Genomic DNA, 14,874 nt, shown 5'->3' with positions numbered 1-14,874 from the left:
CTGCTTTTCGAGGAAACGACATGCGCCGCCTGATGCTGTCTCTGCTGATCGCCAGTCTGAGCCTGCCCGCAATGGCAGCAGACGCCATCAAGGGCAATCGTCAGGAGCAGTTTGGCGACATCACGGTTTACTACAACACCTTCAATTCGACGGTGCTGCAACCGGACATCGCCAGAAATGCGGAGCTGATCCGCAGCAAGGAACAGGGTGTCATCAACATCTCTGTGGTCCGTAATGGAAAGCCGCAGATGGCGCAGGTCAGCGGGACGATCAGGGATCTGGCCAATGACTCGCTGCCGCTGGGTTTCAAGCCGGTCACCGAATACGGCGCGGTCAGCTATGTGGCGCAGTACCCTGTGCCGCAGCAGGAAGTCCGAATTTTCGACATTACCGTCCAGACAGACGGCAATACTCACCGTTTCAGTTTTAACCAGGAACTCTTTCCGGGCCAATGATGAACCTTACCCAACTCGTACTGGCCAGCCACAACGCTGGCAAGCTCAAAGAACTCCAGGCCATGCTCGGCGACAGCGTCACCCTGCGCTCAGTAGGCGAATTCAGCCAGATCGAGCCGGAAGAGACCGGCCTGTCGTTCGTCGAGAACGCCATCCTCAAGGCCCGCAACGCATCGCGCCTGTCGGGCCTGCCTGCCCTGGCGGACGACTCGGGGCTGGCGGTGGACTTTCTGGGCGGCGCGCCGGGGATCTATTCGGCACGCTACGCCGATGGCAAGGGCGACGCGGCCAACAACGCCAAGCTGCTGGACGCATTGAAAGACGTGCCGGACGAGCAACGCGGTGCGCAGTTCGTGTGCGTGCTGGCGCTGGTGCGACACGCCGATGACCCACTGCCGATTCTGTGTGAAGGCCTGTGGCACGGGCGCATTCTGCATGCAGCCAGCGGCGAACACGGCTTTGGCTACGACCCGCTGTTCTGGGTGCCGGAGCGCGACTGCTCCAGCGCAGAGCTCGGGCCTGTCGAGAAAAACCAGCTCAGCCATCGCGCCCGCGCCATGGTCCTGCTGCGCCAGCGCCTGGGTCTGCAATGATCCACGATCCGCCTGCGCAGCCGCTGTTTCTGGGCGAGACCGGTTTTTCGTCCGAAGGCCCGCGCCCTGCATTGCCGTACCTGCCGCCGCTGGCGCTGTACATTCACATTCCGTGGTGCGTGCGCAAATGCCCGTATTGCGACTTCAACTCCCACACGGCCAGCCCGGTGCTGCCGGAACAGGAGTACGTCGACGCACTGCTGGCCGATCTGGATCAGGACCTGCCACACGTCTACGGCCGCGAGCTGCAATCGATCTTCTTCGGTGGCGGCACGCCCAGCCTGTTCAGTGCCGAGGCGCTGGGCCGTCTGTTGAAAGGTGTGGAACAACGCATTCGATTCGCCAGCGATATCGAAATCACCCTTGAAGCCAACCCCGGTACGTTCGAGCAGGCCAAGTTCAGCGCCTATCGCGCATTGGGCATCAACCGGCTGTCCATCGGCATCCAGAGCTTTCAGGAATCCAAGCTCAAGGCGCTGGGCCGAATCCACAATGGTGACGAAGCAATCCGCGCGGCGGACATGGCGCGTCAGGCCGGTTTCGACAACTTCAACCTGGACCTGATGCATGGCTTGCCGGATCAATCGCAAGACGAAGCGCTGGATGACCTGAGACAAGCCATCGCGCTGAAACCGACCCATCTGTCCTGGTATCAGCTGACACTGGAGCCCAACACGGTGTTCTGGAACCAGCCGCCGGTGCTGCCGGAAGACGACATCCTCTGGGACATTCAGGAAACCGGCCAGCAACTGCTGGCGGACCATGGCTACGCGCAATACGAAGTGTCGGCCTATGCACAGCCCGGCAAACCGGCGCGGCATAACCTGAATTACTGGGCGTTCGGCGATTTCATCGGGATCGGCGCGGGCGCTCATGGCAAGCTGAGCCATCTGGACGGGCGTATTTTCCGTACCTGGAAAACGCGGCTGCCCAAGGACTACCTGAACCCTGACAAACCTTTTCAGGCGGGCATGAAGCTATTGCCGCTGGATGAATTGCCGTTCGAGTTCCTGATGAACGCCTTGCGACTGACAAAGGGCGTGGACGCTGCATTATTTCGGGAAAGAACGGGTCTAAGCGTCGACTCACTGGCCAGCGCTCGTAAACAGGCGGAGCAACGCGGTCTGTTGCAGACCGACCCGACACGTCTGGCAGCGACGCCGCAAGGCCAGCTTTTCCTCAATGACTTGTTGCAATACTTTCTGATCTAAGGACCCTGCATGGATCTCGTACTCGATCTGCTCGCCACCGTGTCACGCTGGAGTCGCAGCAACCTTTCAGAAATCGCCCTGGCGCTGGTGGGCTGCCTGCTGGTGCTGTTCGGCTCGGATGTCAAAGGCTGGCTGGAACAGCGCGTGGGCAGCATGGCAGGCGCCTTGCGCATCCCGATCATGGCCCTGCTGTGCACCGTCGGCAGCGGCCTGGCCCTGATCTACGCCACCCCCTGGGTCGTGCGCGGCCTGAGCCAGTTCAACAACTACAGCCTGGCGCCGGTGCTGTTGGTGGTGCTGGTGCTGATCGGAGTGGTTGCGGACAGAAAGTGATTTGATCATTCCAGCGCTCCGCGTTCGCTTGAAGATGTGACGCAGAGCGTCCCGGGCTGCATGCCCACGCGGAGCATGGGCACGATCGTCAACTTCACGCTGATCGTTCCCACGCCCCAGCGTGGTAACGCCTCTCAGGACGCTCCGCGTCCGCTTCGACGGTCAGTCAACCTTCTCGAATTTCAAATCCCAGACACCATGGCCAAGACGCTCGCCACGGCGTTCGAACTTGGTGATCGGGCGTTCGGCCGGGCGTGGCACGTACTGATTGTCTTCGGCCTGATTGCGGAAACCCGGCGCGACGCTCATCACTTCCAGCATGTACTCGGCGTAAGGACCCCAGTCGGTCGCCATGTGGAACACGCCACCGGTCTTCAGCTTGCTACGTACCAGCGCGGCAAACTCAGGCTGCACGATGCGGCGCTTGTGGTGACGGCTCTTGTGCCATGGATCCGGGAAGAACAGCATCAGGCGATCCAGGCTGTTGTCCGCAATACAGCGATTCAGCACTTCGATGGCATCGCAGTCATAGACCCGCACGTTGGTCAGGCCCTGAGTCAGCACGCCATTGAGCAATGCGCCGACACCGGGGTAATGCACTTCAACGCCGATGAAGTCCTGCTCGGGCGCAGCCGCAGCCATTTCCAGCAGCGAGTGCCCCATGCCGAAGCCGATTTCCAGCGTGCGCGGCGCAGAGCGGCCGAACACCTGATCAAAATCGACCGGCGCATCCGTCAAGGACAGGCCGAACTTCGGACGCCCCTGATCCAGACCGCGCTGCTGGCCTTCGGTCATGCGGCCAGCACGCATCACGAAACTCTTGATGCGGCGGTGTTGGCGCTCTTCGCCCTCTTCGGTAGCAGGCGACTCTGGGTGCGGAACGTGCGAATCAGTCATCAAACGGGCTCTTACTTGATCAGGCCATCCAGCGGCGAAGATGCGCTGGCATAGAGTTTTCGTGGCATGCGTCCGGCGAGGTACGCCAGACGACCGGCAATTACAGCGTGCTTCATGGCTTCGGCCATCATGATCGGCTGCTGGGCGTGGGCGATGGCGGAGTTCATCAACACGGCCTCGCAACCCAGCTCCATTGCGATGGTGGCATCGGAAGCGGTCCCGACACCGGCATCGACCAGCACCGGCACTTTGGTCTCTTCCAGAATGATCTGCAGGTTGTACGGGTTGCAGATCCCCAGACCACTGCCGATCAGGCCGGCCAGCGGCATGATGGCGATGCAGCCGATTTCGGCCAGTTGGCGAGCGATGATCGGGTCATCGCTGGTGTAGACCATCACGTCGAAACCGTCCTTGACCAGCACTTCTGCGGCCTTGAGGGTCTCGATCACGTTGGGGAACAGGGTCTTCTGGTCGGCCAGGACTTCCAGCTTGACCAGATTGCGGCCGTCCAGCAGTTCGCGGGACAGGCGGCAGGTGCGCACCGCTTCGACGGCATCGAAGCAGCCGGCGGTGTTCGGCAGAATGGTGTAACGATCCGGGGGCAGCACATCCAGCAGGTTCGGCTCGCCCGGGTTCTGACCCAGGTTGGTCCGGCGCACGGCAACGGTGACGATCTCGGCACCCGAGGCTTCGATGGCCAGACGGGTCTGCTCCATGTCCACGTATTTGCCAGTACCTACCAGCAGGCGCGACTCAAAGGTCCGACCGGCCAGAACGAAGGGCTTGTCGCTGCGAACATTGCTCATCGGAAATCCTCTTCAACTTGCAGATTAGGGGGCGTCGCCGTCCAGCGCTGCGAACTAGCCGCCGCCGATGGCGTGGACCACTTCGACCTGATCACCTTCGGACAGGGCAGTGGCCTCGTGCTGGCTGCGCGGCACGATATCCAGATTCAATTCCACTGCGACGCGGCGTCCGGCAAGTTCCAGACGGGTCAGCAGCGCCGCGACGGTTGCGCCGTCGGGCAATTCAAAGGACTCACCGTTCAACTGAATGTGCATGCGAGAGCAGCCATCATTTTAGGGGGCCAGCATTCTAGCCCGATCAGCCGGTATGACCAAATCAAAGCCGCGCCATTCGTCTCAAGCGACCTCGGCAATCTGCGCCACGTTCAGGGTGCAGAACCCAGACGCCATGCCGCCAGCCCCAGGGTCGCCCAGCCAAACAGGAACGCCAGACCGCCGAACGGGGTGATGATGCCCAGCTTGCTGATGCCGGTCAGGGTCAGTGCATACAGGCTGCCGGAAAACAGCAGAATGCCGATGGCAAAGGAAATGCCGGCCCAGGTGACCAGCCGACCCGGAAGCTGTGCGGCCAGTACGGCCACACCCAGCAGCGCCAGCGCATGAACGAGTTGGTACAGCACGCCGGTCTGGAAGATGGTCAGGTACTCGGCGGTCAGACGCCCTTTCAGGCCATGAGCGGCGAAGGCACCAAGCGCCACGCCCGTAAAACCGAAGAAGGCGGCCAGCATTAAAAAGCTACGAAGCATCAGGAACTCCAGTGAAAAATCGTCCGAAGGCGCACGGTCTGTATAATGGCCCGCTCAACGGGTTCGGCCAAGCCATCTCTATGCTGCAGTCTCTCTTTCGTCGCCTTATCAAAGCCCTGCTGTGGTTCGCTGCCGGCAGTGTCATTCTGGTTATCATCTTCCGCTGGATACCGCCGCCCGGCACGGCGCTGATGGTGGAGCGCAAGGTGGAATCCTGGTTTGACGGTCAGCCTATCGATCTGCAACGCGACTGGCAGCCGTGGGACAAGATTTCCGACAACCTGAAAATCGCCGTTATTGCAGGCGAAGACCAGAAGTTTGCCGAGCACTGGGGTTTCGACGTCGACGCGATCCAGGCCGCGATTCTGCACAACGAACGTGGCGGCTCGATCCGAGGTGCCAGCACCCTGAGCCAGCAAGTCTCGAAAAACCTGTTTTTATGGTCCGGCCGCAGCTACCTGCGCAAAGGCCTCGAAGCCTGGTTCACGATGCTCATTGAGATGTTGTGGTCCAAGGAGCGCATCCTTGAGGTCTACCTCAACAGCGTCGAATGGGACGAAGGCGTGTTCGGCGCACAAGCGGCCGCGCAGCACCATTTCCGCGTCAACGCGAGCGCCCTGACGGTCCAGCAGGCCAGCTACCTCGCCGCCGTCCTGCCCAACCCCAGAGAATGGAGCGCCAGCCACCCCAGCAGCTACGTTTCCCGCCGCGCCGGCTGGATCCGTCAGCAGATGCGGCAATTGGGCGGGGATGATTATCTGGCGAATTTGAATAGCAGCCGTCGGTGGTGATGGCGTTCGCAATGGTCCGGATGGCAGCCGCCCCTGATAATACTGATAGTAGACCCTGAAATGATCCCGCCTTAGCCTCTGCTTATGGATACCCACTGAAAAGGAGTTCGCGATTATGTCAGGTGCCACAAAACGTACGCTTAATGTCTGCACGGTCGGCCATGAAGGCCATGGTAAAACCACACTGACTGCTGCACTGTCGCGCGTTTGCTCAGCGGATTTCGGCTCTGCCAAAGTAGAGTTCGATACTGTCAACAATGCGCCGGACGAGAAATGCGGCGCAGTTACGTTCAAAGCAGCTCACGTGAAATATGATTCGAAGCAATGTCACCTCGCCCATATTGACTGCCCGCGTTCAAGTGACTACGTAAAAGGCTTCATCTCCGGCGGAATAAAGGTCGATGCCGCTATTCTTGTATGCTCGGCCGTAGGCGGTATGCAATCTCAAACTCATGAGCACATTCTGCTATGCGGCCATGTGGGTGTACCGTACGTCATCGTCTTCCTGAACAAGGCTGAAATGGTTGGCGAAGCCGACGATCAGGAGTTCTATGAGCAGGAAATCCGCGAAAAGCTCATAGCAGCAGGCTTCCCCGGCGATGACACCTTGATTATCAAGGGTTCCGCTTTTATGGCATTGGAAGGCAAAGACGACAATCAAATGGGAACCACTGCCGTCAAGAAATTGCTTGAAGCCTTGGACAGCCATACACCGACAGTCGCTACTGCTGACAAAACACTCCCCCAACCGCACACACAGTTCGAAGCCATGATTTATTTATTGAGCAAGGAAGAAGGCGGCGTTTTCACAGCGATCCAAAATTATTACAAACCTAAATTCAACTTTCTTACAAGCGAAGTGACCGGCCAATTGCGGTTGCCTGCCGAGAAGACAATGGCGGGCGACAACACAGTCGTTGATGTCACGTTAAGTCAAGCCATCGCAATGGAAAAAGGTCAGAACTTCACTATTACAGAAAGCGGTCTCACGATAGGGACAGGCATCGTACTCAACATCATCAAATGACCGTAGCCATCATAATGTGCCCGGACCGCAAACAAAAACGCCCCGATCAGATCGGGGCGTTTTGCGTTACCGGCTACGTTACGCCGCTATCGACATCTTGAGCTTGTTCATCGCACTCTTCTCAAGCTGACGAATGCGCTCGGCGGATACGTTGTACTTCTGCGCCAGGTCGTGAAGTGTCGAACATTAAAGAATGAAACTGCCCCATCACTACGTATGATTATTTACTTAATCTCGTAGCATCCTTCTTGTTTTATCCCGACACCTTGCTTGGACATTCAGACTATCTTTATATCTTGCCAGCCTTATCGAAAGCCGGAAATTACTTCCGAGAAAAAAGATTTGAATGCGAATCCTAGACGGAGTATCGAACCGTGAAATACCTACTTGAAGCATTCGACAAAAAAACCGAGCTACTAGCCTTTGAGAAAGAAATCCCTGCAGGCCACGATGAGCAACTCAAGCTCATCATGGGCTGGACATCCGAGCAGTGGGGCGATGAAGGCTACAACCTGAACGCTTCTCAGTTGGAAGCAATCGTCAGGATCATCGGTGATGAGCCCCATGATCCGAACTACTTCTACCAGTTGACGTGCAACGCTGACGACCTTTAAACAAAAACGCCCCGATCAGATCGGGGCGTTTTGCGTTACCGGCTACGTTACGCCGCTATCGACGTCTTGAGCTTGTTCATCGCACTCTTCTCGAGCTGACGAATACGCTCGGCGGAGACGTTGTACTTCTGCGCTAGGTCGTGCAGCGTGGCTTTTTCTTCTGCCAGCCAGCGCTGGTAGAGGATGTCGCGGCTGCGTTCGTCCAGCACGTCCAGCGCCTGATGCAGATTGGCGGTGGAGTTGTCGGTCCAGTCGGAATCTTCCAACTGACGCGCCGGGTCATAGCGGTGGTCTTCCAGGTAGTTGGCTGGCGACTGGAACGCACTGTCGTCGTCAGCTTCGGCTGCCGGGTCGAATGCCATGTCGTGGCCGGTCAGGCGGCTTTCCATCTCGCGCACTTCACGTGGCTCGACACCCAGGCTTTCAGCGACGCGATGCACTTCGTCGTTGTTCAGCCAGGCCAGACGCTTCTTCTGGCTGCGCAGGTTGAAGAACAGCTTGCGCTGCGCCTTGGTCGTGGCGACTTTCACGATGCGCCAGTTGCGCAGGATGAACTCGTGAATTTCAGCCTTGATCCAGTGCACGGCGAACGACACCAGACGCACACCCATTTCAGGGTTGAAACGCTTCACGGCCTTCATCAGACCGACGTTACCTTCCTGGATCAGGTCAGCCTGAGCCAGACCGTAACCGGAATAACTGCGTGCGATGTGCACGACAAAACGCAGGTGGGCGAGAACCATCTGCCGAGCCGCCCCCAGATCCTGCTCATAGTAGAGACTCTCAGCCAGTTCACGCTCCTGCTCGGGCGTCAGCAGCGGAATGCTGTTGACCGTATGCACGTAGGCCTCAAGGTTCGCACCCGGGACTAAGGCATAAGCAGGTTGCAAAGAATTGGTCATACGAAAAAACCTCCAGCGCACATAAATGTGCAGTTCAGCACTGCCAGATTGACTTGGAACCGCGAGACAAGTTCCTTGATTTTCAGAAGCCAATCTGGTGAAACAATTTTAGCTCTACCGTGGCGCCAGTTCACGCAAGTGACGGGCGACCGCAATCCAAGCACCGATATACCCTAACAACACCGCTCCAAGCAAGAGCGAAAAACCATCACCCATCGGCACACCCGTGAGCGCAAAGTCACTTCCGTAAAGCCCCGCCAATCCGGTCACAGCGCCGTTCAGCCAGTTCAAGCCATAGGCCAGCACGCCCCAGGACAGGATGCCTGCCCCGAAACCGTACAGCGCGCCCATATAGAGGAAGGGCCTGCGCACATAGCTGTCAGTCCCGCCCACCAGCTTGATCACTTCGATCTCGGTGCGACGGTTCTCGATGTGCAGACGTATTGTGTTACCAATTACCAACAGCAAAGCCGAGACCAGCAGAACCGTCAAGCCGAACACAAACCGGTCACCCAGCTTGAGGATCGCTGCCAAGCGCTCGACCCAGACCAGATCGAGCTGGGCCTGCTGCACCTTGGGCAGTTCGGCAAGACGGGTGCGCAAGGCTTCCAGCGCGGGCTTGTCGACTTCGTCTGGCGTCACCAGCACCACGCCGGGCAACGGGTTTACCGGCAGCTCCTTGAGCGCTTCACCCAGCCCGGACTGTTGTTGAAACTCGGCCAGCGCCTGTTCGCTGCTGATGTACTCGGCATCCGCCACGCCGGGCATCGCCTTGATCTCATCACGCATGCGAGTGCCATCGGCTGTGCTGGCGTCCAGATTCAGGTAGATCGAGATCTGTGCTGCTCGCTGCCAGGAACCGCCCAGACGCTCGACGTTACTCAACAGCAACGACAAGCCCATGGGCAGGCTCAGGGCAATGGCCATGACCAGGCAGGTAAAAAAGCTGCCAATGGGCTGCTTGCCCAGACGACGCAGGCTGTCGACCATGCTTGAGCGATGGCTTTCAAGCCAGGCTGAAAGCAGCGTGCTGAAGTCCGGCCCGTCATCGTCGTGATCGTGACGCTGTTTTTTCTGTTTTCCGGGTGCAGGATCAGCCGCCTTTGGCGCGACACGCTCTGCAACCTTTGGACTGCGTGTGGCACTCATACTCCGGCCTCCCCGTCACCGATCAGACGACCGCGTTGCAGGGTCAGCATGCGGTGACGCATGCGAGCGATGAGCGCCAAGTCGTGACTGGCGATGAGCACACTGGTGCCCAGTCGGTTGATGTCTTCGAACACACCCATGATTTCCGCTGCCAATCGTGGATCGAGGTTACCGGTCGGCTCATCCGCCAGCAGCAAGGCCGGACGGTGCACGATAGCGCGCGCGATACCGACGCGCTGCTGCTGGCCGGTGGAAAGATCACCGGGGTACAGGTCGGCCTTGTCGGACAGCGCCACGCGATCCAGCGCCGAATCGACGCGCTTGGCGATTTCAGGCTTGGACAGCCCGAGTATCTGCAAGGGCAGTGCGATGTTGTTGAACACCGTGCGATCAAACAGCAACTGGTGATTCTGAAACACGACACCGATCTGCCGACGCAGGAACGGGATCTGCGCATTGCTGATCTGGCCGAGGTCCTGGCCAGCCAGCATCAGTTTGCCGGTTGTCGGGCGCTCCATGGCCAGCAACAGGCGCAGCAGCGTGCTCTTGCCTGCACCGGAATGCCCGGTGACAAACAGAAACTCGCCGCGACGTACTCGAAAGCTCAGTTCGTGCAACCCGACATGTCCATTCGGATAGCGCTTACCGACCTGCTCGAAACGAATCATGGACGCTCCCGCTCCGCAAACAGAGCCTGAACAAAGGGTTCGGCTTCGAAGGTGCGCAGGTCATCAATACCCTCGCCGACGCCGATGTAACGAATGGGCAGACCGAACTGCTTGGCCAGCGCGAAAATCACGCCGCCCTTGGCGGTGCCATCCAGCTTGGTCAGCGCAAGGCCGGTCAGCGTGACAGTCTGGTTGAACTGCTTGGCCTGGTTGATCGCGTTCTGACCGGTGCCCGCATCGAGCACCAGCAGCACTTCGTGCGGCGCATCTGCGTCGAGCTTGCCGATTACGCGGCGCACCTTTTTCAGCTCTTCCATCAAGTTGTCTTTGGTGTGCAGGCGACCGGCGGTGTCGGCGATCAATACGTCGATGCCCCGCGCCTTGGCGGCCTGCACGGCGTCGAAGATGACCGAAGCGGAGTCAGCGCCCGTGTGCTGAGCGATGACCGGAATCTTGTTGCGCTCGCCCCAGACCTGCAACTGCTCAACGGCAGCGGCACGGAAGGTGTCGCCTGCGGCCAACATGACCTTCTTGCCTTCAAGCTGCAGCTTCTTGGCCAGCTTGCCGATGGTGGTGGTCTTGCCTGCGCCGTTGACGCCTACGACCAGTATCACGAACGGCTTGTGCTCGGCCTTGATGACCAGCGGCTGTTCGACCGGCTTGAGCATCGCGGCCAGTTCGCCTTGCAGCGAGGTGTAGAGCGCCTGAGCATCGGTCAGCTGTTTGCGCGCGACCTTCTGGGTCAGGCTCTGGATGATGACCGATGTCGCTTCGACGCCGACATCCGCTGTCAGCAGGCGGGTTTCGATTTCTTCGAGCAGGTCATCATCGATGGCTTTCTTGCCGAGAAACAGGCTGGCCATGCCCTCGCCGATGCTGGCGCTGGTTTTCGACAGCCCTTGCTTGAGACGGGCGAAAAAGCCGACCTTGCCGGTTTCGGGTTCTTGAACCGGGGTAGCGACAGGCGCGAGTTCCTGAATAGGCTCGACGGCCTGCGGAACCGGCTGCGCAACTGGCGCCGGGGCCACGGGGTCAATCATCGGCTCTGCGACAGGCGCAGGATCGACAAGTACCGGCTCAGGAACGCTGACCGGCACGATATCGGCGACAGGCGCGGCCTCAGGCCGAGGCTCTGGAGCAGGTACCGCTGCATATTGAGGTGCCGACGATACGTGATGTTGTTCGGGAATCGATGGCGTGACGTGGGGCTCAAGCTCGTCGATCAGCGCCACCGACTCTTCGGCCACCGGCAACGTCAACCAGGGCTGGGGCGATGGCTGACCCGGTTCCACATGCGACTGCGGCTCGGCAGCAGGCGCAGGCTCGACAGCCAGGGGAGCGGATTGAGGGGCAATGAGCGGTTCAACCTGTGGCGTCGCTTCGACGACCGGTTCAGGCTGTTCAGCGGTTGACTCTTGCGGCGCGGGTTCGGCTTCCTGTGGCTTTTTACGCAGCCACCCGAACAGGCCTTTCTTCTCTCCAGCGGCAGCTGGGGTTTTCTTGTCGTCGTTAGAACCAAACATGGAGGACGGCTATCTCAAGGTTGCGGGACGCCAGAGCGCGATCCGGAAAATTCTGACAGTAAAAACAGACTGCTTTTAGGACCGCGTGTTCACTTTGCAGTCCTTTGTTGGGATATGGTTCAGCTTCGTTTCAAGCAGGTTTCACTCGCATTTGACAGGTGAAAGCCGGTTCTGACGAAACACACCATTATCCTAACATCCTCGCGCCTGCCGACGCTAAGTTCAGGCAGGGCGTACTACAACAGGTTCATATTCACGGATGAATATTTCAACCCGCAACACCTTACCGTCGGCGGCCTCGACCGCCGATCCTCAACCCACTCATGAATTCACCCTCGACAACGGCCTCAAGGTCATCGTCCGCGAAGACCACCGTGCCCCCGTGGTCATTTCCCAGCTTTGGTACAAAGTGGGTTCCAGCTACGAAATCCCCGGCCAGACCGGTCTGTCCCACGCGCTTGAGCACATGATGTTCAAAGGCAGCAGCAAAACCGGGCCAGGCGAGTCTTCGCTGATCCTGCGCAGCCTCGGTGCCGAACAGAACGCGTTTACCAGTGCCGACTACACCGTCTACTACCAGGAGCTGGCTTGTGATCGCCTGAGCGTAGCGCTGGAGCTGGAAGCAGATCGCATGGCAACCCTCACGTTGCCAGCCGACGAGTTCAGCCTCGAAATCGAAGTCATCAAGGAAGAACGGCGCCGGAACACCGATGACGTTCCGAAGGCCAGGGCCCTGGAGCGTTTCAACGCTCTCGCCTTTCCCACCAGCGGCTATCACAACCCGACCATTGGCTGGAGGGCTGACCTTGAGCGCATGAAGGTCGAGGAACTGCGTCACTGGTATGAAACCTGGTACGCGCCTAACAACGCCACGCTGGTGGTGGTAGGTGACGTTCAGCCGGACGAAGTCAAGTCACTGGCAGAACGTTTTTTCGGCCCCATTCCTCGCCGCGAGGTGCAGCCGTCGAAAAGACCGCTGGAACTTGCAGAACCGGGCGAGCGCAAGATCACCCTGCTTCTCGACACCGCGCTGCCCAGGCTGTTTTATGGCTTCAATGTGCCTGGCCTCGTCACAGCTGAAGATCAGCGCTCGGCCTGCGCCCTGCGCATGATTGCAGCATTGCTGAGCGGTGGTAACGGCACACGTCTTCCAGTACAACTTTTACGTGGAGAAGAACTGGTGTCCGCAGCCTCTTCAAGCTACGACGCGTTTACTCGGGGCGACAGTCTGTTCACGATCAGCGCCATCCCCAACATCCAGAAGAAGAAAACCCTGTCTGATGTCGAGGCAGGCATCTGGCGCCTATTGGATGATCTGAAGACCACGCCACCATCCACTGATGAGCTTGAACGTGTCTTGGCACAGGTTATTGCAAACCTGGTTTACGAGCGTGACTTGATAAGCAGCCAGGCCACCACACTCGGCAAACTTGAAACGATCGGTCTGCCCTTGAAATTGATGGACGACGAGCTGGAATCCCTCCGGAACGTGACGCCGCAGGACATCCAGAATGCCGCCAACACCTACTTTATCCGCGAGCGCCTCAGCATCGCGCATGTGCTGCCTGAGGAGAAAGCCCAATGATCAAGCACAACGCTCCACAACAGACGCTGCCCGGCCTGATTCCTGCCGGAACCTTCATCTCTCCACCCGCCATGGACGGCGATGCAACCAGACAGCCTCTGGGTAGCAAACTAGAGACACTCAAGGAACTCGATCGCAATAAGTCAGCTCGTCGGGCGTTGAATATCCAGAGCTGGAACACCGCAGAAGGTGTCAAAGTACTGTTCGTGAAGGCCAACGAACTGCCAATGTTCGACCTGATTCTGACCTTCGCAGCAGGCAGTGGCCAGGATGACGAGACACCGGGCATTGCCGCAATGACCAATTACATGCTCAAAGAAGGCGTCGACGGCAAGGACTCCAGCGAAATCGCCCGGATCTTTGAGGGTCTTGGAGCCAAGTTTCAGTTTGACGCTGGGCCCTATCATGACAAAGCCACGGTTTGTCTGCGCAGCCTGAGTGCGGCGGAAAAGCTTGAACCGGCCTTGAAACTCTTCAACGAAATCATCGGCAAACCTGGCTTCCCGAGCGATTCGTTGACGCGCCTGAAGAGCCAGATGCTCACACGTATCAAGAATGAGAAGCTGGAGCACCGTTCCATTGCCTGGGATGAGCTTTACAAGAACATTTACGGTGATCACCCCTACGCCCATCGAACCGACGGTACTGAAAAAAGCATCACTGCAATAACTGCAGAGCAATTAAAGGCATTTCATGCCAAGGCCTATGCCGCTGGCAATGCGGTGATCGCCATGATGGGGGATGCCTCCAGAGAAGAAGCCGAGGTTATCGCGGCCCAGGTTTCAGCCTCGCTGCCAAAGGGTCCCGCACTGACGAAGGCTGGCGATCCTGTCAAATCCAAGGCAGGTTCGACGCATTTCGAATTTTCTTCCAGCCAGACGCAGATTTTGCTGGGCCAGTCGGGCATAGCGCGTAACCACACTGACTATGCCGCGCTGATGGCGGCCAATTCGATACTGGGCGGCAACGGTTTCGGCAGCCGCCTGATGACAGAAGTACGTGAAAAGCGCGGCCTGACCTACAACGTCTGGTCCAGATTCCTTACCAAGAAAGCGCCTGGAATTTTCATGATCGAGTTGCAGACCCGCGCCGAGATGAGTGAAAACACCTTGAAGCTGGTTCAGGAGATCGTGCACGACTTCCTGGCCAACGGGCCGACCCAGAAGGAACTGGATGACGTCAAACGCGCAATAACCGGCAGCTTCCCTCTGGAGGTAGCTGGCAACGGTGCGATCGGCTCCAGGTTGGCCGACATTGGTTTCTACGACCTTCCCCTTTCCCAATTCGATGACTACATGACAGCCATCCGGGAACTGACGGTCGAGCAGGTAAATTCGGCCATGAGCAGGCACTTGAGTGCTGACAAGATGATCGTGGTGACCGTAGGCCCGACCGTGCCGCAGGAAGAGCTGCCTGTACCGACACAGAACGGCTGACGTCTCAAACAGTCAGCGTCAAAGGGCACTGACAGCTATGGAGAAATGAGACTGTCTAACTGATCTTACTCTTTCCATCAGGTTGCTGACCTGAACGAGCAATCTGATGGAAGCTGTCGCAGGGCTTTCTCCACCCCA

General features: G+C 58.5%; 17 protein-coding genes and 1 pseudogene. 9 read left to right on the top strand and 9 right to left on the bottom strand.

Annotation, left to right across the window (positions count from 1 at the left end; translation table 11 throughout):
* Positions 1 to 20 precede the first annotated feature (20 nt).
* The 4 genes from QRN20_RS21360 to QRN20_RS21345 are packed head-to-tail and all read left to right on the top strand — an operon-like array spanning position 21 to position 2,592.
* The gene (locus tag QRN20_RS21360) at positions 21 to 455 is read left to right on the top strand and encodes a DUF4426 domain-containing protein (protein WP_029243112.1); all 435 of its coding nucleotides are present in this window, start codon (positions 21 to 23) and stop codon (positions 453 to 455) included.
* Positions 452 to 1,048: an RdgB/HAM1 family non-canonical purine NTP pyrophosphatase gene (gene rdgB, locus QRN20_RS21355; RefSeq protein ID WP_032664029.1), complete on the top strand. Its 597-nt coding sequence runs from the start codon at positions 452 to 454 to the stop codon at positions 1,046 to 1,048. Before QRN20_RS21360 ends, rdgB begins: the two co-directional genes overlap by 4 nt.
* Positions 1,045 to 2,259: a radical SAM family heme chaperone HemW gene (hemW, locus tag QRN20_RS21350; RefSeq protein WP_122606990.1), complete on the top strand. Its 1,215-nt coding sequence runs from the start codon at positions 1,045 to 1,047 to the stop codon at positions 2,257 to 2,259. The genes rdgB and hemW overlap by 4 nt, the downstream gene beginning before the upstream one ends.
* A gap of 9 nt (positions 2,260 to 2,268) precedes the next feature.
* On the top strand, positions 2,269 to 2,592 hold the full coding sequence (locus QRN20_RS21345; RefSeq protein ID WP_004884392.1) for a DUF3392 domain-containing protein: 324 nt from the start codon (positions 2,269 to 2,271) through the stop codon (positions 2,590 to 2,592).
* A 162-nt stretch (positions 2,593 to 2,754) separates the two neighbouring features.
* Here the strand turns inward: QRN20_RS21345 and trmB are convergent, their stop codons facing one another.
* From trmB to QRN20_RS21325, 4 genes are all read right to left on the bottom strand, one after another.
* A complete protein-coding gene (gene trmB / locus QRN20_RS21340) occupies positions 2,755 to 3,402 on the bottom strand; it encodes a tRNA (guanosine(46)-N7)-methyltransferase TrmB (RefSeq protein WP_213014107.1) in 648 nt (215 codons plus the stop codon).
* 98 nt (positions 3,403 to 3,500) lie between these two features.
* Positions 3,501 to 4,295, bottom strand: a complete 795-nt coding sequence (locus QRN20_RS21335; RefSeq protein WP_024686365.1) for a thiazole synthase — start codon at positions 4,293 to 4,295, stop codon at positions 3,501 to 3,503.
* A gap of 54 nt (positions 4,296 to 4,349) precedes the next feature.
* Entirely contained in the window at positions 4,350 to 4,550 is a 201-nt protein-coding gene (thiS, locus tag QRN20_RS21330) for a sulfur carrier protein ThiS (RefSeq protein ID WP_029243117.1), read from the bottom strand.
* Between the two features lie 110 nt (positions 4,551 to 4,660).
* Complete coding sequence (locus tag QRN20_RS21325) at positions 4,661 to 5,041, bottom strand: DUF423 domain-containing protein (protein ID WP_004884398.1); 381 nt, start codon at positions 5,039 to 5,041, stop codon at positions 4,661 to 4,663.
* An 80-nt stretch (positions 5,042 to 5,121) separates the two neighbouring features.
* Here QRN20_RS21325 and mtgA point away from each other — a divergent pair, with 80 nt between their 5' ends.
* Positions 5,122 to 5,832, top strand: coding sequence for a monofunctional biosynthetic peptidoglycan transglycosylase (mtgA, locus tag QRN20_RS21320; protein WP_122607031.1), 711 nt, complete (start codon positions 5,122 to 5,124; stop codon positions 5,830 to 5,832).
* A gap of 115 nt (positions 5,833 to 5,947) precedes the next feature.
* Positions 5,948 to 6,859 (top strand): GTP-binding protein, encoded by a 912-nt coding sequence (locus QRN20_RS21315; protein WP_122412965.1) that lies wholly within the window; start codon positions 5,948 to 5,950, stop codon positions 6,857 to 6,859.
* Positions 6,860 to 6,937: 78 nt separating this feature from the next.
* Here the strand turns inward: QRN20_RS21315 and QRN20_RS21310 are convergent.
* Positions 6,938 to 7,042 (bottom strand): annotated as a pseudogene (locus QRN20_RS21310) (sigma factor-like helix-turn-helix DNA-binding protein); the annotation flags it as partial.
* Between the two features lie 191 nt (positions 7,043 to 7,233).
* On the opposite strand from QRN20_RS21310, the gene QRN20_RS21305 reads away from it, so the two are divergent.
* On the top strand, positions 7,234 to 7,473 hold the full coding sequence (locus QRN20_RS21305; RefSeq protein WP_025992893.1) for a DUF7683 domain-containing protein: 240 nt from the start codon (positions 7,234 to 7,236) through the stop codon (positions 7,471 to 7,473).
* Between the two features lie 47 nt (positions 7,474 to 7,520).
* Here the strand turns inward: QRN20_RS21305 and rpoH are convergent, their stop codons facing one another.
* The 4 genes from rpoH to ftsY all read right to left on the bottom strand — a co-directional run bounded on the left by rpoH (position 7,521) and on the right by ftsY (position 11,715).
* On the bottom strand, positions 7,521 to 8,375 hold the full coding sequence (rpoH, locus tag QRN20_RS21300; protein ID WP_004884403.1) for an RNA polymerase sigma factor RpoH: 855 nt from the start codon (positions 8,373 to 8,375) through the stop codon (positions 7,521 to 7,523).
* Between the two features lie 114 nt (positions 8,376 to 8,489).
* Positions 8,490 to 9,524 (bottom strand): permease-like cell division protein FtsX, encoded by a 1,035-nt coding sequence (ftsX, locus tag QRN20_RS21295; RefSeq protein ID WP_088236088.1) that lies wholly within the window; start codon positions 9,522 to 9,524, stop codon positions 8,490 to 8,492.
* Positions 9,521 to 10,192 (bottom strand): cell division ATP-binding protein FtsE, encoded by a 672-nt coding sequence (gene ftsE / locus QRN20_RS21290; protein ID WP_004884405.1) that lies wholly within the window; start codon positions 10,190 to 10,192, stop codon positions 9,521 to 9,523. Before ftsE ends, ftsX begins: the two co-directional genes overlap by 4 nt.
* Positions 10,189 to 11,715: a signal recognition particle-docking protein FtsY gene (ftsY, locus tag QRN20_RS21285; protein ID WP_096767091.1), complete on the bottom strand. Its 1,527-nt coding sequence runs from the start codon at positions 11,713 to 11,715 to the stop codon at positions 10,189 to 10,191. Before ftsY ends, ftsE begins: the two co-directional genes overlap by 4 nt.
* A 259-nt stretch (positions 11,716 to 11,974) precedes the next feature.
* Here ftsY and QRN20_RS21280 point away from each other — a divergent pair, with 259 nt between their 5' ends.
* Both QRN20_RS21280 and QRN20_RS21275 read left to right on the top strand, forming a co-directional pair.
* The gene (locus QRN20_RS21280; RefSeq protein WP_058430881.1) at positions 11,975 to 13,300 is read left to right on the top strand and encodes a M16 family metallopeptidase; all 1,326 of its coding nucleotides are present in this window, start codon (positions 11,975 to 11,977) and stop codon (positions 13,298 to 13,300) included.
* Positions 13,297 to 14,736, top strand: a complete 1,440-nt coding sequence (locus tag QRN20_RS21275; RefSeq protein ID WP_029243125.1) for a M16 family metallopeptidase — start codon at positions 13,297 to 13,299, stop codon at positions 14,734 to 14,736. The genes QRN20_RS21280 and QRN20_RS21275 overlap by 4 nt, the downstream gene beginning before the upstream one ends.
* Positions 14,737 to 14,874 lie beyond the last annotated feature (138 nt).

Source organism: Pseudomonas sp. fls2-241-TYG-175 (genome assembly GCF_030209155.1).
In the GTDB taxonomy this organism is placed as follows: domain Bacteria; phylum Pseudomonadota; class Gammaproteobacteria; order Pseudomonadales; family Pseudomonadaceae; genus Aquipseudomonas; species Aquipseudomonas viridiflava.
This window is presented reverse-complemented; position numbering and strand designations above follow the sequence as displayed.